The organism is Micromonospora globispora (assembly GCF_003857015.1).
Lineage (GTDB): Bacteria > Actinomycetota > Actinomycetes > Mycobacteriales > Micromonosporaceae > Micromonospora > Micromonospora globispora.
Genome location: NZ_QGGF01000189.1, coordinates 1 through 24221 on the forward strand (window position 1 = coordinate 1; position 24221 = coordinate 24221).

A 24221-nucleotide genomic window follows, 5' to 3' on the forward strand; every position below is an offset into this window, starting at 1 on the left:
CGGTGGGGCAGCGGGCGCTGCGGGACGCCTTGCTCGACCACGTCGCGGTGGTGGTCACCCCGGACGACTCCCCGGAGACCCGGGTGGAGGTGCCGCAGCGGTTGGTGCAGGGCCTGGTCCGGATGGGCTTCCTCGGCCCCGGCGAGGTCCAGGTACGCCTGGCGGGCCGCTGGGTCGGCCTGGTCGGACCGTACGGAGCCGCATGGTCGCAGAAGGTCGCCGACTTGACCTTGCAGCCCACCGTCGGTCGTCCGAACGGCTGACCCCGGCTCATTCTTCCGGTTTGGGGCGGTCGTTGGGGGGGTGCTTCAACCCGGCTGTCCGGGTACCGTCCATGCTCGGATCCAACGCACCGTAGGCGGCTGGATCCGCTGGGGAGTGAGGTGCGCGAGCGATGCCGTGGTGGTCATGGCGCCCCGGTCCCGCCGGTGGCGGCGGCGATCCGGAAACTCGAAGCGGGATCACAGTGGATGAAACCGTCCGGTGCGGACCACCGGCCCCCCGCCAGCCCGGGGACGACGCGCCGGCCGCCGACCGGCCGGTGATCACGGACATGCCGGTAACGGTTGCCCCGGTCACCCTCCGCCGGGTCTGCGACGCGCTCGACCTGCTCGACGTGCGGTACCTGGCCGACGGCGACGGCAACCTGCTCGCCATGTGGGAGCGGCACGCCGTGCTGGTCACCCTGGAGGGGCCGGACGACGAGATCCTGGTGATGCGGGCCCGTCCACACGCCACCGTCCCGCCGGACTGGGCGGACCGGGCCTACCGCGTGGTCAACGAGTGGAACCACACCCGACGGTTCTGCAAGGCGTACATCGGCGACCCGACCGAACGCGGTCAGCTGCCGATCTACGCCGAGCTCCAGGTGCCGCTCGGTGCCGGCACGCACGACGCGCTACTGGTCGAGATGCTCGACTGCGGTTCGGCCGTCGCCACCAGCTTCGTGGACTGGCTGCACGACGAGGGCGCCCTGCTCTGACCGCGCCGGCCGGGGCTCCCGGGCCCCGGTCACGCCGTGCGTCGTCCGCCGTCAGGCCCCGGCGGCCGGGTCCTCCATGACGTTGACCATGAAGTACGCGGCCCGCTCCAGGTAGTCCCAGAACGCGGCGGCGATCTCCGGCGGCAGGTCGAGCCGGTCGACCGACCGCCGCATGTGGTGCAGCCACGCGTCCCGTTCGGCGGCGCCGATCCGGAAGCCCGCGTGCCGCATCCGCAGCCGCGGGTGACCCCGCTGCTCCGAGTAGGTGTGCGGGCCGCCCCAGTACTGCATGAGGAAGAGCGCCAGCCGATCGGCGGCGGGGCCGAGGTCCTCCTCTGGGTACATCGGCCGCAGCAGCGGGTCGGTGGCGACACCGGCGTAGAACTCGTCCACCAGCTTGCGGAACGTCGGCTCACCGCCGACGGCCTCGAAGAGGGTGATCGGCGTACCGGGCCGCTGGGATTCACCTGCGGAATTCACCGTTCCATCCTGCCAGGTGCCGCGGCGGGACGACCGCCGCCCACCGGCTGGCGCATTGGCGATCAGGTCACAGCGTGACTGGGCCGGCCCCGCTCACCCGACCGCTCGTCCACCGGCTCAGGCCCGGCCGGGGTACGCGTCCGCAGGCCGGCCGGCGCCGCCTCGCCGGCCGCGTTGGTCCGGGTGGCTTCCTCGCCGGCCGCGTTGGCCCGGGTGGCTTCCTCGACCGCCGCGTCCACCGTCTCCCGGCTCGGCCAGGTCAGGGCCGCCGCGAGCATCAGCAGCATGCCCACGGCGCTCCACGTGCCCACCACCGCCGGGATGGGGAACCGCTCGGCGAGCAGACCGGTGACCAGCACCGCGAGGCCCTGGATGATCTGCACACCGCTCGCCATCACGCCGAACGCCCGGGCGCGGTACCCGTCCGGCAGGGCGCGGACGAACAGGCCGTTCGCCACCGGGAGCAGCCCGGCGACGGCGAACCCGCAGGCGCCGGCGAGCGCCGCCACCACCAGCGGCGGCGGGTCGAGCAGCGCGGGGACCAGCACCGCCGGGGCGAGGACGGCCAGCGGCCGCATCAGCGCCAACCGGCGGTCCGGTGAGAAACATCGGCTGACCACCAGCCCGCCGAGGATGAAGCCGACCGGGTTGGCGGCCATGATGACGGCCTGCGCCGTGCCGGCGTCGAGGTCACTCCCGGTCCGCTCGGTGGCCCAGGCCGCTGCGAGGCCCTCCGGCACGATCGAGAAGAGCATCGCGCTGAACACCAGGATGGCGATGGCCCGCAGCACCGGCCGCCCGAAGACGATCTGGAACCCCTGGCCGGTCTCCCGCAGCAAATGGCTGCGGTGGGCGGCGCTCATCGCCGGCGGCCGGTCCTTGACGCCGAACCACACCAGCGCGGCCGAGGCGGCGAAGGTGACCGCGTTGATCAGCAGGGCGGCCGCCGGGCTGACCGCCGCGATCGCCGCGCCCAGCAGGTAACCGACCACCTGGGCGGCCTGGCCGGTGCTGGCGTTGAGCGAGAGCCCGACCACCACCCGGTCGCCGGTGAGAATGACCGGCAGCAGCGCCGACCTGGCCGCCTGGCTTGGCGGGTTGGCCAGGGTGGCGGCGAAGAGCAGGGCGAGGATCACCCAGGGTGGGTTGCCGGGGATGGCGACCAGCAGCATCAGCGCCATCCGGACCAGGTCACAGGTCACCATGACCTGCCGGTAGCGGTGCCGTTCGGCCAGCGTGGCGAGCAGCGGACCGCCGACCAGCCACGGCAGGTAGCTGATCGCGAAGGCGGCGGCGGAGAGCGCCACCGAGTGGGTCTCCCGGTAGACCAGGACGGTGACCGCGGCCTTCGCGACGTAGTCGCCGATCCAGGACAGCGCGCTGGCCGTGAAGACGGCGCGATATTCGACCTGGGCGAACACTTCACGGAAGGTGGCAGGGCCCTCCCGGGCGGGTCGCTCGTCGGACACCGTCGCCTCCATCGTTCCCCAAGGTCGGCCACTCGTGATGACCTGCCCGGGAACCGTCGTCAGATCTACGGATCAGCGAGGACACGAGCACGCTCCCCACGGAGCGTGTTTCACCGGATTCTGCCCGATCGTCTGACAACTGGCTAGGGTGAACGGTTTGATCGTCGCATCTCCGACTGAACGAACGGACGATACCCGAGGGGCCGCGCGGTCCGCGACCCCGTCGAATCGTCTGTCCTGACGCGACGGAAGCCGACCTGCTCAGGTGGCGCCGGCGGTGCCGGTTCCGCCGGATGCCGGCGGCAGGGTCGGCGCGCCCGGGTAGAGCCGGGCGGCGGCGATCCGGGCGGTGATCCCGGAGTTCTCCAGCGCCTCGGCCAGCCGGCGGCGCAGCTCCCGGCCGACCGCGAACTGGCCGTCGGCGGTCGTCTTGACCACCGTGCGGATCACCGCGCCGTCCACGGTGATCTGTTCGACGCCGAGCACCTCCGGCTCCTCGACGATCTGCGGCGCCAGGCCCGGGTCCAACGCCACCGAGGCGGCCGCCGTCCGCAGCACCGCGGTGGCCTCCTCGGTACCGGCGAAGCCGACCGGCATGTCGACCACCACCAGCGCCCAGCCCTGGCTCTTGTTGCCGACCCGGACGATCTCGCCGTTGCGGATGTACCAGAGCACGCCCCGCCCGTCCCGGACGGTGGTGACCCGCAGGCCGACGGACTCCACCACGCCGGTCGCCTCGCCGAGGTCGACGTTGTCGCCGACGCCGTACTGGTCCTCGATCAGCATGAACAGGCCGGCGATGAGGTCCTTGACCAGGCTCTGCGCACCGAAGCCGAGCGCCACGCCGGCGATGCCGGCGCTCGCCAGCAGGGGTGCCAGGTCGAAGCTGAACTCCTTGAGCACCATCAATAGCGCGATGCCGAAGACGAAGGCGGTGACCATGCTGCGCAGCACCGAGCCGATCGCCTCGGCCCGCTGCCGCCGCCGCTCCGGCATGAACTGCTCCGGGTCCAGCGTCGCGCTGGGGATCCGCTCCCGCAGCGGCCGGAGCATGGTGGGCACCGCGCCCTCGGTGGTGGTGCGGACCAGCCGGTTGATCGTGCGGTGCAGCGCCCAGCGGGCGGCGATGGCGAGCAGCAGGATCAGGGCGACCCGCAGCGGCTTCAGCACGATCCAGTAGCTGCCCTCGGCGAACCAGGCCGATCCGGTCAGGTCCCAGACGTTCTTGCACCAGGCATCCGTCCGGCAGTCGGCGGACGGTGCCGGGCTCGGATCGGCGACGGGCAGGGCGAGGAGCATCAGGTCGGCTACGGCACTCACCCTGCTTTCGTACCGCAACGCTCCTGCGCGTCCGCTGTCGGCCCTCCTGGCGGTGACGGGCTGCCGGGCCACGCCCTCAGCTGGTGATCAACCCGGGCGGAACCGGTCATCTTGGCACGGCCGGAGAGAGCTTCCTGGGGATACCCCAGATTAGTGCGTGCAATCGGGGGTCCGATCAGGGACTATTGGCGCAACGGACGTCGGTGATCCGGCCGGGCGTCGGTGTGGCACCTCGCTGCCTGCGGGGGACCGCCGGCGCGACAGCGGCAGGAGCGGCTGGACCGGAAGGGTGAGCACGATGCCTGACATACGACCCACAGCGGGCTCCGGCGCATTGGTCCTCAACGCCACCTACGAGCCGCTGTGTGTCGTCTCGGTGCGTCGTGCCGCGATCCTCGTGCTCTCGGCAAAGGCGGTCTGCGTCGCCGACGGCGACGGCGTCCTGCACAGCGCGCGCAACGCCCTCCCGGTGCCCTCGGTGGTCCGGCTCACCCGGTTCGTCCGGGTCCCCTACCGCACCCACGTCGGCCTCTCCCGTCGCGCGATCTTCGCCCGGGACGGCTGGCGCTGCGCCTACTGCCGGGGCCCCGCGGAGACCATCGACCACGTCTTCCCGCGCAGCCGAGGTGGACGGCACGCCTGGGAGAACGTCGTCGCCGCCTGCGCCCGGTGCAACCACACCAAGGGCGACAAGACCCCGGCCGAGCTGGGCTGGCGGCTGCACTGCATGCCGGCTGCCCCGAAGGGGACGGCCTGGCGGGTGCTCGGCCACCGGGTGCCCGACCCGCGCTGGGCGGACTGGCTCGACCTGCGCGAGTCCGAGGCCGCCGCCTGAGCGTCCGGTCACGGGTGGCGCGCCTTCACCAGGGAGGCGTAGACGACCAGGTTGTCCGCGTACCCGGTCTCACCGCCCACCCACCGGCCGCCGCAGGTGATCAGGCGTAGGTTCGGCCGGCTGAAGTCGCCGTAGACCTCGTCCACCGGCAGCCGCTCCTTGCCGTACCGCTGCACCGCGGTGACCTCGAAGACCGCCACCGACCGGTCCTCCCGGGTCACCTCCACCCGGTCGCCGTCATCCAGGCTCCTCAGGTCGTGGAAGACGGCCGGACCGGTGGTGGTGTCGACGTGCCCGACCATCACCGACGGGCCGTACTGGCCGGGGGTCGGGCCCTGGTCGTACCAGCCGACCTCGCCGGCCCGGGCGATGTCCGGTACGGCGATGCTCCCGTCCGGTGCCAGCCCGACCGGGTGCACGGGCGCCCGAAGGTCCAGCTTCCCGATCGCGAGGTGCGTCGGGGGGCTGGCGCCCAGCACCGGGAACTTCTTCGGCGGTGGGCGCAGTCCGGCGCTCAGTTGCTCCGGCAGGACGCTCATCCCGGTGACCCGTTCGACGCCGAGCATGGTCGCGATCAGCACCATCAGCGAGGCGATGATCAGCACGGGCGCTCCCGGTCCGCGCTGGGCGAGCGACCGCCAGCCGCCGGTGCCGGGTCGGACCGGCCGGTGTCCCGCCTTCGGCTGGGCCTGTTCCGGTGGCGAATCGGCCGGCCGGTGTCCCGGTTGCCCGCCGGCCGGTTGAGTCGGCTACGTGCGCGGGCCATGGCCCTACCTCGTCAGACGCGGGGCCCGGCCCTGCGACGGGAGCCGACGGCGCCGAAGCCGGCCACCACCGCCACCGCGGCGAGGCCGCCGACCAGCAGCAGCGAGCCGCTGCCCCGGCCGTCCGCGGTCCCACCGCCGCCGGTCGCCGGTCCCTTGCTGGGCTGGGCCATGTTCAGCACGGTGAGCTGGGTCGAGGCCGTGTTGCCGTTGGAGCAGCGCAGGTCGACCGGGTAGTCGCCGGGCTGCTTGTTGCCCGGGATGGTCACCGCACCGGTGAGGAAGCCGTTGTCCGGGCGGAGCATGACCCGCCCGAAGGCGTCGGAGTTCACCTGGGCCTGGCGGTCGTTGTTGTTGTCGCAACTGGCCCGGATGCTCACCCGACTGCCGGCCTGGGCGGGATTTGGTGTGACCTCGACGAAGACGTTCTGGCCGGCCCGGGCCGGCGTGACGGTCATCAGGACGAATGCCGCGACCAGGCCGAGCACGCTCAGGACGGCCGACAGGGCGCGGTGTGACACGAGCCCTCGCATGATTCCCCCCTCCCAGTGCGGGTGCACCGGAAATCCTGCTGATGGGCAGTGCGGGCTGCTTTCCCGCTGGCCCCGGGGCAAACCCCGGTCAGCGACGCCGGCCGGGCGGGATGGGGCCGGTGGACGGGGGGAGCGGCGTGACCGGGTGCCAGTCCAGCGGGGTGGAGAGGACCATCGTGCTGGACGGCTGGCCGTACGGGGCGAGGCGGTCGATCACCGCCTCGAACTCGTCGATCGAGCCGGCCGCCACCTTCAACATGCTGCACGCGTCCCCGGTGATCCGGTGGATCGCCATGATCTCCGGCCAGCCCGCCACATCCGGGTCGTTGAGGATGCAGCGCGCGCCGTAACAGGACATCCGGATCAGCGCCACCACCGTCCGCCCGGCCCGGGTCAGGTCGACGTGCGCGTGGTAGCCGGTGATCACGCCCGACTCCTCCAGCCGCCGGACCCGCTCGGCCACCGCGGGCGGGGAGAGGTGGACCCGGCGGGACAGTTCGCTGAAGGAGAGCCGGGCATCGGCCTGCAACTCCCGCAGCAGCGCCCAGTCCATGTCGTCCACCACGGCCACCTTTCCTTCGTGAAGCGGAGCCCCGGTCGGCTTTCAAACCGACAGGTCGAACCACCGTACCGCCGTTGAACAGGCATTCCATCCGCCTGTCCACCCGGGCGATCATGTCGCTACCCGGCGTACGGAGGGAGATGACAGTGGAGCAGACGGATCTGTGGGCACCGACGGTGACCGCGGCGGTGCGTCCCGTTACGCAGCAGCAGCGGGCGGCGCGGGCGGAGCGCAACGGCGGCAAGCCGACGCTGGAGTTCGCCGAGCGGGTGCCCTACGACGCGTACGTGCGGGCGAGCGTGCTGCACGGGCTGCAGCAGCCGCTCAGCGATGACCCCGGCGAGATGTCCTTCCTCATGGTCAGCCAGATCATGGAGCTGTACTTCGGGCTGACCTGCCACGAGCTGCGGCACGCCCAGCGGGAGCTGCGGGCCAACCGGATCTGGGAGGCGCTGCCCCCGCTGCGCCGCGCCGCGCTGCACTTGGAGGGGCTCAACGCGGCGTGGCGGGGCCTGCGCTGGATGACCCCGGCCGACTTCAACCGGTTCCGCAACCAGCTCGGCGAGGGCTCCGGCTTCCAGTCGGCGATGTACCGGCACCTGGAGTTCCTGCTCGGGCTCCGCGACCCGGCGCTGATCCGCCCGTTCCGCCGGCAGACCGAGGTGTACGCGGAGCTGACCGCCACCCTGGCCGCACCGAGCCTCTGGGACGACGTCGTCGCCCTGCTCGCCCGCCGCGGCTTCGACCTCCCCGCCGAACTGCTCGACCGGGACGTGGCGGTGGAGCACGAGCCGCAGCCCGCTGTGGAGGCGGCCTGGGTGCGGATCTACGCCGATGGCGGCCCCGACAACCACCTGCGGCAGCTCGGCGAGGCGCTCACCGAGGTGGCCGAGCAGTTCGGCGACTGGCGGTGGAACCACATCAAGGCCGTGCAGCGCACCATGGGTGCCAAGGTCGGCAGCGGCGGCTCCGCCGGACTGGCGTGGTTGCAGCGCAGCATGGCCCGGGTGGTCTTCCCGGAGCTGTGGTCGGCCCGGACCGCGATGTGAGGAAAGAGCGAGACGAGCGCATGAACCATCAGGAGAACGAGGCGCACCGCCTCGACGCCGCCGACCCCGGCCACCGTCACCTGTTCCACGTGCCGCCCGCCGAGGGCGGCCGGTACCCCGAGGTCGCCTACCTGGCCGGCAACTCCCTCGGCCTGCAGCCGCGGGCGACCCGTACCGAGCTGCTGGCGGATCTGGAGGCGTGGAGCCGGCTCGGCGTGGAGGGGCACCTGGAGGCGGAGCGGCCCTGGCTGCCGTACCACGAGCTGTTGACCGCCCCGGCCGCGCGGCTGGTCGGCGCGTTGCCGACGGAGACCGTGGTGATGAACTCCCTCACGGTCAACCTGCACCTGCTGATGGTCGGCTTCTACCGGCCGGCGGGGGAGCGGACGCGGATCGTCATCGAGGACACCGCCTTCCCCTCGGACAGCTACGCGGTCCGCAGCCAGGCCCGGTTCCACGGTCTCGAGCCGGACGCCACGGTGGTCCGGCTCAGGCCGCGGCCCGGCGAGGAGAACCTCCGCACGTCCGACGTCGTGGAGTTCCTGGCCGCCGAGGGCGACACGGTCGCGCTGGTGCTGCTCGGCGGGGTCAACTACCTGACCGGCGAGCTGATGGACATCCCGGCGATCACCGCCGCCGGCCGGGCCGCCGGGGCGGTGGTCGGTTGGGACCTGGCGCACGCCGCCGGGAACGTGCCGCTGTCGCTGCACGACTGGGACGTCGACTTCGCCGCCTGGTGCTCCTACAAGTACCTCAACTCCGGGCCGGGCGCGCTGGCCGGCGTCTTCGTCCACCAGCGGCACCTCGGCGACCCCGACCTGCCCCGCTTCGAGGGCTGGTGGAGCACCGAGGCGGCCACCCGGTTCGAGATGACCCCGGTCTCCCGGCCGCCGGCCACCGTCGAGGCGTGGCAGATCTCCAACCCGCCGATCTTCGCGATGGGCCCGGTCCGCACCTCGCTGGAGCTCTTCGACTCCGTCGGCATGCCGGCCCTGCGGGAGCGCAGCCTCCGGCTCACCGGATACCTGGAGCGGCTGCTCGACGAGGTGACCGCCGACCGGCCGCTGACCGTGGTCACCCCCCGAGACCCGCAGCGGCGGGGCTGCCAGCTCTCCGTGCGGATCGGCGTGGGCGGCGCGAACGAGCTCACCAAGCGGCTGCGGCACGAGCACGGCGTGATCGCCGACGCCCGGGAGCCGGACATCGTCCGGTTCGCCCCGGTGCCGCTCTACTCGACGTACCACGACTGCTGGCGGGTCGCCGACGCGCTGGCCGCGACGGTGGAGACCCGGTGAGCGCGAGGAGTGAGCCGGGTTTGCGAGCCCCGCAGTCGCGAACGAAAGGCAGGCACTGCTCATGAGCGAACGGGACGAGATCGCGGTGGTCGGTGCCGGCCTGGCCGGCTGTCTGCTCGCCTGCTTCCTGGCCCGGCGCGGGTACCCGGTCGCGCTCTACGAGCGGCGGCCCGATCCGCGTACCGGGAAGGTCGAGCGGGGACGCTCGATCAACCTGGCGCTCTCCGAGCGCGGCCTGGACGCGCTGCGCCGGATCGGGCTCGACGAGCAGGTGATGGCCGACGCCCTGCCGATGCGCGGCCGCATGATCCATCCAGTCGAGGGGGAGCAGCAGTTCCAGTCGTACAGCGTCTCCGGGGACCGGGCGATCAACTCGATCAGCCGGGGCGCGCTGAACAACGCCCTGCTCACCGCCGCCGACGCACTGCCCGGGGTGCGGATCGCCTTCGACCACCGGCTGGTCGGGCTCGACCCGACCACCGGCGACATGACCTTCGAGACCCCGCAGGGCAAGGTCGCGGCCAGCGCGTCGGTCGTCCTCGGCGCCGACGGCGCCGGCTCCGCAGTGCGCGGGCAGCTTCTCGGGTACGGCGTGCTGACCGAGAGCCTGGACTTCCTCGACTACGGCTACAAGGAGCTCACCATCCCGCCGCTCGGCGGCGACTTCGCACTCGACCCGAACGCGCTGCACATCTGGCCGCGCGGCACCTCGATGATGATCGCGCTGCCGAACCCGGACCGCTCCTTCACCTGCACGCTCTTCTGGCCCACCCACGGCACCGCCAGCTTCGCCTCGCTGGGCAGCCCGGCGGCGATCGAGCAGCACTTCGCCACCCACTACCCGGACCTGATCCCGCTCGCGCCGAACCTGGTGGACGACTATCAGCACAACCCGATCGGCGTCCTCGGCACGGTCCGCTGCACCCCGTGGCAGGTGGACGGGAAGGTCGGACTGCTCGGCGACGCGGCCCACGCGATCGTGCCCTTCTACGGCCAGGGCGCGAACTGCGCGTTCGAGGACGTGGTGGAGCTGGACCGCTGCCTGGACGAGTGCGACGACGAGTGGTCCGCCGCGCTGCCGCTGTTCCAGCACCGCCGACTGGAGAACGCCGAGGCGATCGCCCAGATGGCACTGGCCAACTTCGTGGAGATGCGGGACAAGGTCGCCTCGCCGCTGTTCCAGACCGGCAAGCGGATCGAGCACGCACTGGAACGCGCGCTGCCCGGCCGGTACGTTTCCCGGTACGAGCTGGTGTCCTTCTCCACCACCCCGTACGCGGAGGTGCGCCGCCGGGTCCGCCGGCAGCACCAGGCGCTCGGCGCGGTGGCCGTCGGCGCGGCGGCGCTGCTGGCCGGCGCGATCGGGGCCGTGATCAGGCGAGGGAGGCGCGGATGACGCTCTGGGATCCCCGGTTGATGGCCGGGCAGGCGCCGGACGGGCCGGGAGTGCTGCGCAACTTCGTCGGCGGCGCGTTCGTCGACGCTGGGCGGCGGTTCACCAAGCGCAGCCCGGTGACCGGTGAGCCGGTCTTCGAGGTGGTCGAGGCTTCGTCGTCCGTCGTGGACGACGCGGTGGCCGCGGCCCGGGCGGCACTGCGCGGGCCGTGGGGCCGGATGGGCGAGCGGGAACGCGCCGAGGTGCTGCGCCGGGTCGCCGACGAGCTGGAACGCCGGTTCGACGACCTGGTCGCGGCCGAGGTCGCCGACACCGGCAAGGCCATCTCGCAGGCCCGCACCCTGGACATCCCCCGCGGCGCGGCCAACTTCCGGGCGTTCGCCGAGATCGTGGCGACCGCGCCGACCGAGTCGTTCACCACGGTCACCCCGACCGGCGGGCGGGCACTCAACTACGCCGTCCGCAAGCCGGTCGGCGTGGTCGCGGTGATCGTGCCGTGGAACCTGCCGCTGCTGCTGCTCACCTGGAAGGTCGCCCCGGCGCTGGCCTGCGGCAACGCGGTGGTGGTCAAGCCCAGCGAGGAGACTCCCGCGTCGGCGACCCTGCTGGCCGAGGTGATGGCCGCCGCCGGCGTACCGGAGGGCGTGTTCAACCTGGTGCACGGCTTCGGTCCGGACTCGGCCGGGGAGTTCCTCACCCGGCACCCGGGCGTCGACGCGATCACCTTCACCGGGGAGTCGGCCACCGGCAGCGCCATCATGCGCGCCGCCGCGGACGGCGTGAAGGCGGTCTCCTTCGAGCTCGGCGGCAAGAACGCCGGACTGGTCTTCGCCGACGCCGACCTGGACGCGGCGGTCGCCGGCTCGGTCCGGTCCAGCTTCACCAACGGCGGCCAGGTCTGCCTCTGCACCGAGCGGATCTACGTCCAGCGCCCGGTCTTCGAGGAGTTCACCGCCCGGCTGGCCAAGCGCGCCGAGGAGTTGGCGTACGGCTGGCCGGCCGACGAGGCCACGGTCAACATGCCGCTGATCTCGCACACCCACCGGGACAAGGTGCTCGGCCACTACGACCTGGCCCGGACCGAGGGCGCCGAGGTGCTGACCGGGGGCGGGGTGCCGCGCTTCGGCGACGCCCGGGACGGTGGCGCGTACGTCCAGCCGACCGTGCTCACCGGGCTGGGCCCGGACGCCCGGACGAACCGCGAGGAGATCTTCGGCCCGGTCGTGCACGTGGCGCCGTTCGACGACGAGGACGAGGCGTACGCGCTGGCCAACGGCACCGAGTACGGCCTCGCGGCGACCGTCTGGACCCGGGACGTCGGCCGGGCGCACCGGGCCGGTTCCCGGCTGGACGCCGGCATCGTCTGGGTCAACACCTGGTTCCTGCGGGACCTGCGCACCCCGTTCGGCGGGGTGAAGGCGTCCGGCATCGGCCGCGAGGGCGGCGTGCACTCGCTGGACTTCTACTCCGAACTCACCAACGTCTGTGTGGACCTCTCATGAGCGAGCGCAGCGAGCGAAGCGGCAGGCAGAGCATGACCTCTGAACTGGAAGCGGCGGCCCGGGAGCTGACCGAGGCCCGGGAGAGCGGGAAACCCTGCCCGCCGCTGCGCGGGCGGCTGCTGCCCGAGGGGGACGTCGAGTCGGCGTACCGGGTGCAGCAGCTCCAGGCCCAGGCCCGGTGGGACCGGGGCGAGCGCCGGGTGGGCGCGAAGATCGGGCTGACCTCCCGGGCGGTGCAGGAGAACTTCGGGGTCTACCAGCCGGACTTCGGCGTGCTCACCGACGTCATGGCGGTCGGTGACGGCGTGGAGGTCGCGATCGACCGGCTGCTCCAGCCCCGGGTGGAGGCGGAGATCGCCTTCGTACTGGGCGCGGACCTGGCCGACGAGCGGGTCACCACCGTGGACCTGATCCGGGCCGTCGACCACGTGCTGCCGGCCATCGAGATCGTCGACTCGCGGATCGCCGGCTGGGACATCTCCATCGTGGACACCGTCGCTGACAACGCCTCCAGTGGACTCTTCGTGCTCGGCACCACGCCCCGCCGGCTCGTCGACGTGGACCTGCGGCTGTGCGGGATGGTGCTGGAGCACGCCGGGGAGCCGGTGTCGGTCGGCGCCGGGGCGGCCTGCCTCGGCAATCCGCTGCACGCCCTGGAATGGCTGGCGGGCACGCTGGTCCGCGCCGGTGACCCGCTGCGGGCCGGGGACGTGGTGCTTTCCGGGGCGCTCGGCCCGATGGTGCCGGTGACCCCGGGCGCGGCGTACGAGGCGCGCATCTCCGGGCTCGGCTCGGTGCGGACCTGTTTCTCCTCGTCCAGGGAGGCGGCGTGACTGTCGGGGTGGCGGTGATCGGGTCCGGCAATATCGGAACCGATTTGATGATCAAGGTGCTCCGGCTGAGCGACAGCCTGCGCATGGTGGCGATGGCCGGCATCGACCCGGACTCGGACGGGCTGGCCCGGGCCCGCCGGCTCGGCGTGGCGACCACCGCCGAGGGCGTCGACGGCCTCGTCGCCATGCCCGAGTTCGCCGACGTCGAACTGGTCTTCGACGCCACCTCCGCCGGGGCGCACCGGCACAACGACACGGTGCTGCGGGCGCACGGCCGGACCGTGGTGGACCTGACCCCGGCCGCGATCGGCCCGTACGTGGTGCCGCCGGTCAACCTCGACGAGCACCTGCACGAGACCAACGTGAACATGGTGACCTGCGGCGGGCAGGCCACCGTGCCGATCGTCGCGGCGGTCGGCCGGGTCACCCCGGTCGCGTACGGGGAGATCGTCGCCTCGATCGCCTCGAAGTCGGCCGGTCCGGGCACCCGGGCCAACATCGACGAGTTCACCGAGACCACCGCGCGGGCGATCGAGGTGGTCGGCGGCGCCGAGCGCGGCAAGGCGATCATCGTGCTGAACCCGGCCGACCCGCCGCTGCTGATGCGGGACACCGTCTACTGCCTCTGTCCGGACGCCGACGCCGACCGGTTGGAGATCGCCGCCTCGGTGGCCGACATGGTGAAGACCGTCCAGGAGTACGTCCCGGGCTACCGGCTCAAGCAGGACGTGCAGTTCGACCGGGTCGACACGTACGTGCCGTCGCTCGGACGGCACCTCACCGGGCTCCAGGTCTCCGTGTTCCTGGAGGTCTCCGGCGCCGGGCACTACCTGCCCGCGTACGCCGGGAACCTGGACATCATGACCTCGGCCGCGCTGCGTACCGCGGAGCGGCTGGTCGCCCTGCGCGCCAAGGGGGTGCCGGCATGACCGACCTCTACATCCAGGACGTCACGCTGCGGGACGGCATGCACGCCATCGCGCACCGGTACACGGTGGACCAGGTCCGCACCATCGCCGCCGCGCTGGACGCGGCCGGGGTGGCGGCGATCGAGGTGGCGCACGGCGACGGGCTCGCCGGGTCCAGCGTCAACTACGGCCACGGCGCGGCCAGCGACGCCGACTGGATCTCCGCCGCCGCCGAGGTGATGACGAACGGGAAGCTCACCACCCTGCTGCTGCCGGGCATCGGGACGATCGCCGACCTGAAGGCGGCGAAGGCGCTCGGGGTGACCAGCGTGCGGATCGCCACCCACTGCACCGAGGCGGACATCTCCGCCCAGCACATCTCCTGGGCCCGGGAGAACGGCATGGACGTCTCCGGGTTCCTGATGATGTCGCACATGAACGACCCGGCCGGGCTGGCCGCGCAGGCCAAGCTGATGGAGTCGTACGGGGCGCACTGCGTCTACGTCACCGACTCCGGCGGCCGGCTGCTGATGTCCGACGTGGCCGAGCGGATCGACGCGTACCGGCAGGTGCTGGAACCGGAGACGCAGATCGGCATCCACGCGCACCACAACCTGTCGCTCGGGGTGGCGAACAGCGTCATCGCGGTCGAGCACGGCCGGATCCTCGGCGATCGGCCGGCCGGTCCGGACGCACCGCAGGGACGCACGGTTCGGGTGGACGCGTCGCTGGCCGGGCAGGGCGCCGGGGCGGGCAACGCGCCGCTGGAGGTCTTCGTCGCGGTCGCCGAGCTGCACGGCTGGAAGCACGGCTGCGACGTCTTCGCGCTGATGGACGCGGCCGACGACATCGTCCGGCCGCTGCAGGACCGGCCGGTCCAGGTCGACCGGGAGACGCTCTCCCTCGGGTACGCGGGCGTCTACTCCAGCTTCCTCCGGCACGCCGAACGCGCCTCCGCCAAGTACGGCGTGGACGTCCGCTCGATTCTGGTCGAGCTGGGCCGGCGGCGGATGGTCGGCGGCCAGGAGGACATGATCGTGGACGTGGCGCTGGACCTGGCCGGCCGCCACGAGCAGGAGGAGGTTTCGTGAGCGCGAGGAGTGAGCCGGGTTTGCGAGCCCCGCAGTCGCGAACGAAGGTGGCGCTGTGATCGGCGTGGACACGGCGAAGATCGCCGAGCAGCTCGGGACCGCGGCCGACACCGCTACCGCGATCCCGCAGCTCGCCGCGGAGACCGGGCTCGACGTCGACGGGGCCTACGCGGTGCAGACCGCGCTGGTCCAGCGCCGGCTGGACCGGGGTGAGCGGCTGGTCGGGCTCAAGATGGGCCTCACCAGCCGGGCGAAGATGGCCCAGATGGGCGTGGACGAGGTGATCTGGGGCCGGCTCACCGACGTGATGCGGGTGCCGGACGGCGGCGCGGTCGACGTGGGCGAATTCATCCACCCCCGGGTCGAACCGGAGGTCGCGTTCCTGCTGGACCGCCTCCCCGAGCCGGGCGAGCCGCTGGGTTCCTTCACCGACGCGGTCCGCGCGGTCGCCCCCGCGATCGAGCTGATCGATTCCCGGTACGCCAACTTCACCTTCTCCCTGCCGGACGTCATCGCCGACAACACCTCGGCCGCCGCGTTCGTGGTCGGGCCTTGGTCGCCGGTGCCGGACGGGCTGGACAATCTGGGCGTGCTGCTGGAGATCGACGGGCGGGTGGCGCAGGTCGGCTCGACGGCGGCGATCCTCGGCGACCCGCGCCGGGCGCTGGACGAGGGCATCCGGCTGGCCGGGCGGCACGGGGTGCGGCTGCGCGAAGGCTGGCTGTTCCTGGCCGGTGCTGCGACGGCCGCGGTACCGCTGCGCGCCGGCGCCCACGTCCGGGCCGTCGTCGAGAAGCTCGGCACCGCGTCGCTGCGGGCCGCGTCATGAGCGCGGTCGAGTCGCGGGTCGTCGCCGGCAAGGCCGTGCCGCGCGGGGCGTTCCCGCACGTCAAGGTCGCCGGCGGGTTCGTCTTCGTCTCCGGTACGTCGTCCCGCCGGCCGGACAACACCTTCGCCGGCGTGGAGGTGGACGAGTTCGGCACCACGAACCTCGACATCCGGCCGCAGACCCGGGCCGTGATCGGGAACATCCGAGATCTGCTCCGGTCGGTCGGCGCGGACCTGTCCGACCTGGTCCAGGTGACGTCGTACCTGGTCAACATGAATGACTTCGGCGGGTACAACGAGGTGTGGGCGGAGTTCTTCGACGCCACCGGGCCGACCCGGACGACGGTGGCCGTGCACCAGTTGCCGCACCCGCACCTGCTGATCGAGATGCAAGCCGTCGCCCTGCTCCGCCAAGGAGGCCAGCTGTGAGTGAGATCGCCGAGCCGTTCAGCTTCCAAGGCTGGATCGCCCAGAACCAGCACCTGCTCAAGCCGCCGGTCGGCAACAAGGAGATGTTGCCGGGCAACGACGACTTCATCGTGATGGTGGTGGGCGGGCCGAACCAGCGCACCGACTTCCACGTCGACCCGTACGAGGAGTTCTTCTACCAGGTCAAGGGCAACATGCACATCAACCTGATGACCCCGGAGGGTCCGCGTACGGTGCACGTGCGCGAGGGCCAGATGTGGATGCTGCCGCGCAACACCCCGCACTCGCCGCAGCGGCCGGAGGCCGGTTCGATCGGCATGGTGATCGAGCGGGTCCGCGAGGAGGGCACGCTGGAGAAGTTCCAGTGGTACTGCCCGCAGTGCAGCAACAAGGTGCACGAGGTGGAGCTCCAGGTCCGCGACATCGCCGCCGACCTGCCCCCGGTCTTCCAGGCGTTCTATGCGGACGAGAAGGCGCGCACCTGCGACAACTGCGGCGCGCTGCACCCGGGCAAGGGCTGATGCCGGGACCGGTCGTGGACGTGCACACGCACGTCGTACCGAAGGGGTGGCCGGACCTCGACGCGCAGTGCGGCGGGTCCGGCTGGCCCTGGCTGCGGGTGGACTCTGAGCGGGCCGCCATGATCATGGTCGGCGAGACGGAGTTCCGCCCGATCGGCTCCGCCTGCTGGGACGCGCCGACGCGGCTGACGGACATGGACCACGACGGGGTGGACATCCAGGTGGTGTCGCCCACCCCGGTGTTCTTCTCCTACGACCGCCCCGCCGACCAGGCGGTGAAGGTGGCGCGGATCTTCAACGACCTCACCCTGGAGGTCACCGCCGACGGCGGGGACCGCCTGGTGCCGTTCTGCCAGGTGCCGTTGCAGGATCCCGACGCCGCCTGCGCCGAGCTGGACCGCTGCCTGGCGGCCGGCCACGTCGGCGTGGAGATCGGCAACCACGTCGGGGACCGGGACCTCGACGACGCCGGGATCGTGGAGTTCCTGACCCACTGCGCCGAGGTGGGGGCGCCGGTCTTCGTGCACCCGTGGGACATGCCGGGCGGCCCGCGGCTGGACCGCTGGATGGCCCGCTGGCTCACCGGGATGCCCGCGGAGACCCACCTGTCGGTGCTGGCGCTCATCCTCGGCGGCGTCTTCGATCGGGTGCCGGAGACGTTGCGGATCTGCTTCGCGCACGGCGGGGGCAGCTTCCCGTTCTGGCTGGGCCGCGCCGACAACGCCTGGCACCGCCGCAGCGACCTGGTACGCGGTGCCTCCACCGCCCCGCCCAGCTCCTACGTGGACCGGTTCTGCGTCGACTCGGTGGTGTTCGAGCCGGCCGCGCTGCGGCTGCTGGTCGACACCATGGGGGAGGACCGGGTGCTGGTCGGCAGCGACTACCCGTACCCGCTGGGGGAGCGGCCGGTCGGACAGGTGGTTCACAAGGCCGACTTCCTGTCGGGGGAGCAGCGCGACAAGCTGCTCTCCGGCAACGCCCTGCGCTTCCTGCACGGCTGACCGACGTGGCCGGCGTCCGTCGGCCACGACCACCCCGCGCCGCCTTTGCTCTGCTGCAGCGACGGCAACACTGGGAGCGGTTCCGTGTTGCGTGGGCTGCAGCAGAGCAAAGCGTGCCTGGCACGTTCCGCGCCCCGGGGCGGGCGGGAGAGGCGGCAGCCGGGTCGGCGCGTGAGAAGTGCGTTGGGGTGACTGCCCGGGCAGGATGGCGGCATGGCCGAGCCGCACGACCTGACCGCGTTGGAGCAGGCCGCCGCGATCGCCCGGGGCGAGCTGTCCAGCGTGGAGCTGGTCGAGCACCACCTGCACCGGGTGGACGCACTGGGCGACACCGTCGGCGCGTTCGTCACCGTCACGCCGGAGCTGGCGCGCGAGGCCGCCCGGGCCGCCGACGCCGTACCGGCCGACGAGCGCGGGCCGCTGCACGGCGTACCGACCGCCATCAAGGACCTGACGCTGACCGCCGGCGTCCGGACCACCTTCGGCTCGGCCGCCTTCGCCGACTTCGTGCCGCCGGTGGACGCCGACGTGGTCCGGTTCATCAAGGCGGCCGGGCTGGTCAGCCTCGGCAAGACCACCACCTCCGAGCTGGGCTGCTCGCTCTACTCCGAGGGCCTGGTCGCGCCGCCGGCCCGCAATCCGTGGCAGTTGGCGTACACGGCGGGTGGCTCCAGCGGTGGCGCGGCGGCCGCGGTGGCGGCCGGGCTGGTGCCGGTCGCGCAGGGCTCCGACGGCGGCGGATCGCTGCGCATCCCGGCCTCGCTCTGCGGCCTCGTCGGCTACAAGCCCAGCCGGGGCATGGTCTCCGGCGGGCCGCTCGGCTTCGGGGCGTTCGGACTGCCGATCAACGGCCCCATCGGACGGACCGTCGCCGACGTGGCCGCGCTGCTCGACGTGCTGGCCGAGCCGGTACCCGGCGAGCCCTACCTGCCGCCGGCCGCGCCCGTCGGCGGCTACCTGGCGGCCGCCCGCGACGCCGCTCCCGGCCGGCTACGGATCGGCCGGTTCACCACGCCGATGCTCGCCGACGAGCCGGTCCACCCCGACTGCGTCGCCGCCGTCGAGGGGGCCGCCGCGCTGCTCACCACCGCCGGCCACGAGGTGGTCGAGGTCCCCGCGCCGCTCGGCCCCGCGGCGTGGCCGCTCTTCGAGACCGTCTGGTACGTCCTGGCGCTCTCCCCGTTGCCGCCCGAGGCGGAGAGCCGCCTGCTGCCACTGACGCGGTTCCTCCGGTCCCGCGGCGCGGCGGTCGGCGCCGGCCCCCTGATGACCAGCCTCGCCGAACTCCAGGCTCAGGTACGCCTCGGCGTCCGTCGTACCGCCGGCTGCGACCTGCTGCTCTGCCCGACCCTCGCCGCGCCCCAGGCGTCGGTAGGCGCGTTCGCCGCCCTCGACCCGGCCGAGGATTTCGACCGGCAGCGCCGATTCTCGCCCTACTGCGCCATCTTCAACGTGACCGGTGATCCGTCCGTTTCGGTGCCGGTGGGGCGCACCGCGGACGGAATGCCGGTCGGGGTGCTCCTCACCGGCCGGTACGGCGAGGACGCCCGATTGATCGCCACTGCCGCGCAACTGGAACATCTGAGTGGCGGATGGGATCACCACCCCGCAATCTGGCGGGCCGTCGGCTCCGCTAACGTGAATACCACAAGCGGAGTCGGGGAATCGTCTCCTTGATCGTCCACCCGACCCGGAATTCCTGGTCTCTCTTTCCGCCTGGGGGCGTTGAGGTTGTCTGTTACCGAGACGTTGCTGGTCTTCGTCGGCATCCCGCTGGCCGCGGTGCTGGTGATCGCCGGACTGGCACTCGCCGGCGGCCGTGGCCGCGGTGGCGGCGCCAAGCGCTACCGGCCGGGCCGGCCCTTCGACTTCACTCCGGTCTGGTTCCTCGGCCGTCCGGAGCAGCTGGCCGACTCGGCCGGCACCGCGCTGGCGGCGGGCGCGCAGGCGCCGGCGCTGACCAGCCACAAGCTTGAGAAGGCCGGCGTCGAGGCGCCGGCCGGTGGAACCGGAGGCGCAAGTGACCGTTGGTGAGAAGCAGGCCACGACGACGGGGACGGCCACCCCGCCCGAGGTGCTGGACGGGCCCTTCTCGACCCGTCAGCTGCTCCGCATCGACGAGGCGCTCCGCTTGGCCGACAAGGGCACCGGCCTGGTCTTCTCGGTCTACGTGGGCGGCCTCGACGAGCCGATCCGGGCGCACGCCGAGCGGCTGCACCGCCAGCTGGCCGAGCCCGACAAGTCCGTCCTGATCGCCATCTCGCCGAACCAGCGCCAGCTGGAGATCGTGACCGGCCGGTACGCGCGCAAGCGCATCCCGGACACGTATGCCAAGCTCGCCGCGCTCTCCATGGTGGCGTCCTTCGGCGGCGGCGACCTGGCCGGCGGCATCATCCAGGGCCTCGACCAGCTCGCCAGCCACGCCGGCAAGGGCTGATCGCCCCGATCCACGACGAAGCCCGGTCCGCGTTCTCGCGAGCCGGGCTTCGTGTTGTCACCAACTCGGCGACGTGGCGGCAGGAAAGTGGCCGCGATGCCGCCACACCGGCGAACCGGCGCCAGAGATGCGGCGGGGCGGCCCGAGGATGCTCGGACCGCCCCACCGGCCGTCAGGCGCTCTGGGCGTCCTTCGCGCGGGCCTTCAGGGCGCGGACCACGCCGTCCCGGCCCTCGGCCACCAGCCGGCGCAGCGGCGCCGGGTGCCCCTCCTGCGCCAGCCAGGCCTCGGTCGCCGCGACCGTGTCGTCCTCGACCAGGTACGCCGGGTAGGCGAGCTGGGTGAACTCCTGCGCCGGCTCGCTGTCCCGGCTGGCCCAGACCCCGTCCACGGCCGCGAAGTACTTCTCGCGGTACGGCGCCACCAGCTCCACCTGCGCCGGGTGCGCGAAGCCCTGCAACAGGGCCCGGTGCCGCCAGTTCGGCAGCGCCTCCGGGCCGGTGAGCTGCGCCCACACCGCGGCCTTGTTCTCCGGGGTGGCCACCAGCGCGTGCGCGTACGCGGCCTCCCGCTCGCCGCTCGCCGTGCGGTCCTTCGCCAGCTCGGCGTCGACCTCCTCTGCGCCGGCCGCGCCGTTGGCCACCAGCGCCTGCAGCACCGTCCAGCGCAGCTCGGTGTCCACGGTCAGCCCGGCCGGCACCTCGCCGCCGTTGAGCCAGCCGCGCAGCGTGGCCAGGTCCTCGGCCGAGCGGGCCGCGGAGGCGTACGCGCGGGCCCAGGCGAGCTGGAAGCCGCTGCCCGGCTCCGCGGCGGCCAGCGCGGCCTTCGCGGTACGGGCCAGCTCGGCCCAGCCGGTCGGCGCCCACGCCGGGTCGGCGTAGAAGGTGAGCGTGGTGGTCCCCTGGCGCAGGGTCGCGGTGACCAGGTTGATGTCGGTCTCGGCCGGCAGGCCGGCCAGCACCAGCGCGACGTAGTCGCGGGCGGCGAGCTCGGCGTCGCGGGTCATGTCCCAGGCGGCCGTCCAGCACAACGCCCGGGCCAGCGACGACTCAAAGCCGGCGATGTGCTGCACCACGGTCGCCATCGACCGCTCGTCCAGCCGCAGCTTGCCGTACGTCAGATCGTCGTCGTTGAGCAGCAGCACGTCCGCGGCGCGCATGCCGTGCAGCGCGGTGAGCTCGGTCTGCTCGCCGGTCACGTCGACCTCGATCCGCTCCCGGCGGACCAGCCGGCCGTCGGTCAGGTCGTAGAGGCCCACGCCGATCCGGTGGGTACGCAGCGTCGGATGCCCGGAGGGCGCCTCCTGGCGGACCAGCACCCCCTCGTAGCTCCCGTCGGCGCCGATGGTCACCTCCGGGCGCAGGGTGTTGACCTGCGCGGTCTCCAGCCACTGCGCGGCGAACTTGCGCAGCTCCCGGCCGGAGGCCGCTTCCAGCTCGGAGAGCAGGTCGTCGAAGGTGGCGTTGCCCCAGGCGTGCTTGCCGAAGTACGCCCGCAGGCCGGCCAGGAACGGCTCCTCGCCCACGTACGCGACGAGCTGCTTGAGCACGCTGGCACCCTTGGCGTACGTGATGCCGTCGAAGTTGACCTCGACCGCCTCCAGGTCCGGCATCTCGCAGTAGACCGGGTGGGTCGAGGAGAGCTGGTCCTGCCGGTAGCCCCAGTTCTTGCGGATCGACAGGAAGGTCGTCCAGGCGTCGGAGAACCGGGTGGCGTGCGTGTTGCACCAGTGGCTGGCCCACTCGGCGAACGACTCGTTCAGCCACAGGTCGTTCCACCAGCGCATGGTGACCAGGTCACCGAACCACATGTGGGCCAGCTCGTGCAGGATCGTGTTGGCCCGCTGCTCGTACTCGAAGTCGGTGACCTGGGAGCGGAACAGGTAGTGCGACTCGGCGTGCGTGACGCAGCCGAAGTTCTCCATCGCGCCGGCGTTGAAGTCCGGCACCCAGAGCTGGTCGTACTTGGGCAGCGGGTAGCGCACCCCGAACTTCTCGTGGAAGAAGTCGAAGCCCTGCTTGGTAATCAGGAACAGGTCGTCCGAGTCCAGGTACGGCGCCATCGACGCCCGGCAGAAGACCCCCAGGTCGATGCCGTCGTGGCTGTCCCGCACCTCGTGGTACGGCCCGGCGCAGAGCGCGGTGATGTAGGTGCTCATCCGCGCCGACTCGGCGAAGTGGACGGTCTTGAGCCCCTCACCGGCCGGCTCCTCCCGCTCCACCGGCATGTTGGACACCACCCGCCAGTGGTCCGGGACGGTGGCGTGCCAGGTGTAGACGCTCTTCAGGTCGGGCTGGTCGAAGCAGGCGAAGACCTTCTGCGCGTCCGCCGTCTCGAACTGGCTGTACAGGTAGGTCTCGCCGTCGACCGGGTCCACCGTGCGGTGCAGGCCCTGCCCGCTGTTCGAGTACCCGAAGTCGGCGTCCACCACGAGGGTGTTCTCCGCGTCCAGACCGGACAGCGTGAGGCCCTTCTCGGCCGACCAGCCGGAGATGTCGACCGGGGCGCCGTTGAGCGTCGCGGACCGCACCGACTCGGCGGCCACCTCGATGAAGGTGGTCGCGCCGGGCTCGGTGCAGCGGAACTCGACCTCCGACACCGAGCGGAACGTCCGACCCGTGGCCTGCACGGCCGTCGACAGGTCAAGGTTGATGTCGTACCTGGTCACATCGAGCAGGCGGGCCCGCTCGGTGGCCTCGACCTGGGTCAGGTTGCGCACTCCCGGCACTGTTCGTCTCCATCCCACTCTCGCCGCGCCCCGGCGGCCCCCGGCCTCACCGGCCTGCTCGTGACGGCCGGTCCGAACCGAGTCTTCCATGCACCGACACCCTTCGGTGGTCGAGGTCACGCTCTCATTCGGGCGGCGGCCGATGCCGCGCGGGGTGAGGATCGGAAGAGAAGGCGCCGGAGTTCCGGCGCTCGGAATCGTGAAGGGATCTCACCGTGACCGAACGTGTCGCCGTGGACATGTGGTTCGACCCGCTGTGCCCGTGGGCGTGGATCACCTCCCGCTGGCTGCTGGAGGTCGAGAAGGTCCGGGCAGTGGACATCCGCTTCCACGTGATGAGCCTGGCCGTCCTCAACGAGGGCCGGGACCTGCCCGAGGAGTACCAGGAACTGATGAAGAAGGGCTGGGGTCCGGTCCGGGTCTGCATCGCCGTCGAGCAGGCGCACGGGCAGGAGGCCGTCGCCAAGCTCTACACCGCCATGGGCACCCGGATCCACCTCGGCAAGGAGGAACTCGGCCGGGAGCTCTTCGTCGCCGCGCTGCGCGACGTCGGGCTGGACCCGGCCCTCGCCGACGCCGCCGAGAGCACCGAGTACGACGAGGCGCTGCGGGCCAGTCACGAGGCGGGCATGCGGCCGGTCGGCACCGACGTGGGCACCCCGGTGATCCACGCGCCCGGGCCGGACGGTCGCAGCGTGGCCTTCTTCGGTCCGGTGATCACCCCGGCGCCGAAGGGGGAGGCGGCGGGCCGGCTCTGGGACGGTGTCCTGCTGGTCGCCGGCACCCCCGGCTTCTTCGAGCTCAAGCGCACCCGCGAGGTCGGCCCGATCTTCGACTGAGGCATCGGCGCCGGGCCAGGGCGGACCCTCGCACCGCAACCCCGCGCCGTCCGGCGTCACCCGGGCGGCGCGGGGCTCGTTTCACCGGATGTCCCCGCTGGCGGCCCGCCGGGCCGCACCCCTGGCAGCTCCTGGAGGCAACCCGATGGGTAAGCACCGCCGACTGTCCGACGACCCGCCGCAGGAGACGGGAGCCGAGGACTCCGGTGCGACGTACTGGTCCGTGGACGGTGCCCACTGGCCGTCCGTCCGTCCCTCCCTGCCGGCCGAGATGGTCGACCTGCTGGCGCCGCCGATCGTGGTGGGGGTGGCCCGGGTGGCCGGCAGCTCCCGGTTGGCGCCGTCCGTCGAGGTGGCCCGCCAAACCGGCGGGCCCCGCACGCCCGGCCCGGTCCGCTCCGGCCTCCCGGCCGGCCGTC

The 24221-nt window shown here is 72.4% G+C and carries 25 protein-coding genes and 1 pseudogene; 19 read left to right on the forward strand and 7 right to left on the reverse strand.

All coding sequences use genetic code 11. The features are described 5' to 3' along the window. Together DKL51_RS07245 and DKL51_RS07250 are read left to right on the forward strand one after the other, a co-directional pair. A partial coding sequence (locus DKL51_RS07245; protein WP_498070886.1) for a DUF8185 domain-containing protein occupies positions 1-263 on the forward strand: 263 nt, incomplete at its 5' end. 131 nt (positions 264-394) lie between these two features. After that, positions 395-982: a type III secretion system chaperone family protein gene (locus DKL51_RS07250; RefSeq protein WP_109946460.1), complete on the forward strand. Its 588-nt coding sequence runs from the start codon at positions 395-397 to the stop codon at positions 980-982. A gap of 51 nt (positions 983-1033) precedes the next feature. On the opposite strand, the gene DKL51_RS07255 is transcribed toward DKL51_RS07250, so the two are convergent. The 3 genes from DKL51_RS07255 to DKL51_RS07265 form a co-directional block, all read right to left on the reverse strand. After that, entirely contained in the window at positions 1034-1525 is a 492-nt protein-coding gene (locus DKL51_RS07255; protein WP_423790667.1) for a globin, read from the reverse strand. Beyond that, entirely contained in the window at positions 1525-2943 is a 1419-nt protein-coding gene (locus DKL51_RS07260; protein ID WP_109946462.1) for an MFS transporter, read from the reverse strand. The genes DKL51_RS07255 and DKL51_RS07260 overlap by 1 nt, the downstream gene beginning before the upstream one ends. Positions 2944-3192: 249 nt before the next feature. After that, positions 3193-4230, reverse strand: a complete 1038-nt coding sequence (locus DKL51_RS07265; RefSeq protein ID WP_109946482.1) for a mechanosensitive ion channel family protein — start codon at positions 4228-4230, stop codon at positions 3193-3195. 319 nt (positions 4231-4549) lie between these two features. On the opposite strand from DKL51_RS07265, the gene DKL51_RS07270 reads away from it, so the two are divergent. After that, positions 4550-5086: an HNH endonuclease gene (locus tag DKL51_RS07270; RefSeq protein ID WP_109946463.1), complete on the forward strand. Its 537-nt coding sequence runs from the start codon at positions 4550-4552 to the stop codon at positions 5084-5086. Positions 5087-5094: 8 nt separating this feature from the next. Here DKL51_RS07270 and DKL51_RS07275 read toward each other — a convergent pair. The 3 genes and pseudogenes from DKL51_RS07275 to DKL51_RS07285 form a co-directional block, all read right to left on the reverse strand. Continuing rightward, positions 5095-5845, reverse strand: a pseudogene (locus DKL51_RS07275) (class F sortase); the annotation flags it as partial. Between the two features lie 19 nt (positions 5846-5864). Further along, positions 5865-6383, reverse strand: coding sequence for a hypothetical protein (locus tag DKL51_RS07280; RefSeq protein ID WP_109946465.1), 519 nt, complete (start codon positions 6381-6383; stop codon positions 5865-5867). Between the two features lie 88 nt (positions 6384-6471). After that, positions 6472-6945, reverse strand: coding sequence for an Lrp/AsnC family transcriptional regulator (locus DKL51_RS07285; protein ID WP_109946483.1), 474 nt, complete (start codon positions 6943-6945; stop codon positions 6472-6474). A gap of 140 nt (positions 6946-7085) precedes the next feature. On the opposite strand from DKL51_RS07285, the gene DKL51_RS07290 reads away from it, so the two are divergent. The 14 genes from DKL51_RS07290 (at position 7086) to DKL51_RS07355 (ending at position 20235) form a co-directional block, all read left to right on the forward strand. Then, a complete protein-coding gene (locus DKL51_RS07290) occupies positions 7086-7994 on the forward strand; it encodes a tryptophan 2,3-dioxygenase (protein WP_423790666.1) in 909 nt (302 codons plus the stop codon). Between the two features lie 20 nt (positions 7995-8014). Then, on the forward strand, positions 8015-9289 hold the full coding sequence (kynU, locus tag DKL51_RS07295) for a kynureninase (RefSeq protein ID WP_109946467.1): 1275 nt from the start codon (positions 8015-8017) through the stop codon (positions 9287-9289). A gap of 61 nt (positions 9290-9350) precedes the next feature. After that, positions 9351-10685, forward strand: a complete 1335-nt coding sequence (locus tag DKL51_RS07300; protein WP_109946468.1) for an FAD-dependent oxidoreductase — start codon at positions 9351-9353, stop codon at positions 10683-10685. A gap of 20 nt (positions 10686-10705) precedes the next feature. Then, positions 10706-12187, forward strand: coding sequence for a 2-hydroxymuconic semialdehyde dehydrogenase (locus tag DKL51_RS07305; RefSeq protein ID WP_109946484.1), 1482 nt, complete (start codon positions 10706-10708; stop codon positions 12185-12187). 32 nt (positions 12188-12219) lie between these two features. After that, positions 12220-13020 carry a 2-keto-4-pentenoate hydratase gene (locus tag DKL51_RS07310; protein WP_109946469.1) on the forward strand — a complete coding sequence of 267 codons (801 nt, stop codon included), beginning with the start codon at positions 12220-12222 and terminating at the stop codon, positions 13018-13020. Beyond that, on the forward strand, positions 13017-13949 hold the full coding sequence (locus tag DKL51_RS07315; RefSeq protein WP_109946470.1) for an acetaldehyde dehydrogenase (acetylating): 933 nt from the start codon (positions 13017-13019) through the stop codon (positions 13947-13949). Before DKL51_RS07310 ends, DKL51_RS07315 begins: the two co-directional genes overlap by 4 nt. Beyond that, on the forward strand, positions 13946-15019 hold the full coding sequence (gene dmpG, locus DKL51_RS07320) for a 4-hydroxy-2-oxovalerate aldolase (RefSeq protein ID WP_109946471.1): 1074 nt from the start codon (positions 13946-13948) through the stop codon (positions 15017-15019). Before DKL51_RS07315 ends, dmpG begins: the two co-directional genes overlap by 4 nt. A 55-nt stretch (positions 15020-15074) precedes the next feature. After that, positions 15075-15848 carry a 2-keto-4-pentenoate hydratase gene (locus DKL51_RS07325; RefSeq protein WP_109946472.1) on the forward strand — a complete coding sequence of 258 codons (774 nt, stop codon included), beginning with the start codon at positions 15075-15077 and terminating at the stop codon, positions 15846-15848. Next, positions 15845-16276, forward strand: a complete 432-nt coding sequence (locus DKL51_RS07330; RefSeq protein ID WP_109946473.1) for a RidA family protein — start codon at positions 15845-15847, stop codon at positions 16274-16276. Before DKL51_RS07325 ends, DKL51_RS07330 begins: the two co-directional genes overlap by 4 nt. Then, on the forward strand, positions 16273-16797 hold the full coding sequence (locus DKL51_RS07335) for a 3-hydroxyanthranilate 3,4-dioxygenase (RefSeq protein WP_109946474.1): 525 nt from the start codon (positions 16273-16275) through the stop codon (positions 16795-16797). Before DKL51_RS07330 ends, DKL51_RS07335 begins: the two co-directional genes overlap by 4 nt. After that, entirely contained in the window at positions 16797-17798 is a 1002-nt protein-coding gene (locus DKL51_RS07340) for an amidohydrolase family protein (RefSeq protein WP_109946475.1), read from the forward strand. Before DKL51_RS07335 ends, DKL51_RS07340 begins: the two co-directional genes overlap by 1 nt. 213 nt (positions 17799-18011) lie before the next feature. Further along, a complete protein-coding gene (locus DKL51_RS07345) occupies positions 18012-19475 on the forward strand; it encodes an amidase (RefSeq protein ID WP_109946476.1) in 1464 nt (487 codons plus the stop codon). Between the two features lie 54 nt (positions 19476-19529). Continuing rightward, positions 19530-19832, forward strand: coding sequence for an aa3-type cytochrome oxidase subunit CtaJ (gene ctaJ / locus DKL51_RS07350; protein ID WP_438819651.1), 303 nt, complete (start codon positions 19530-19532; stop codon positions 19830-19832). Further along, positions 19819-20235, forward strand: coding sequence for a DUF5130 family protein (locus tag DKL51_RS07355; protein WP_109946478.1), 417 nt, complete (start codon positions 19819-19821; stop codon positions 20233-20235). The genes ctaJ and DKL51_RS07355 overlap by 14 nt, the downstream gene beginning before the upstream one ends. A gap of 172 nt (positions 20236-20407) precedes the next feature. Here DKL51_RS07355 and pepN read toward each other — a convergent pair whose 3' ends face one another. Beyond that, a complete protein-coding gene (pepN, locus tag DKL51_RS07360; protein WP_109946479.1) occupies positions 20408-22954 on the reverse strand; it encodes an aminopeptidase N in 2547 nt (848 codons plus the stop codon). A gap of 224 nt (positions 22955-23178) precedes the next feature. Here pepN and DKL51_RS07365 point away from each other — a divergent pair, with 224 nt between their 5' ends. Beyond that, positions 23179-23802, forward strand: coding sequence for a mycothiol-dependent nitroreductase Rv2466c family protein (locus DKL51_RS07365; RefSeq protein WP_109946480.1), 624 nt, complete (start codon positions 23179-23181; stop codon positions 23800-23802). A 145-nt stretch (positions 23803-23947) separates the two neighbouring features. After that, on the forward strand, positions 23948-24221 hold a 274-nt coding region (locus tag DKL51_RS07370; RefSeq protein WP_124811860.1), incomplete at its 3' end, for a hypothetical protein.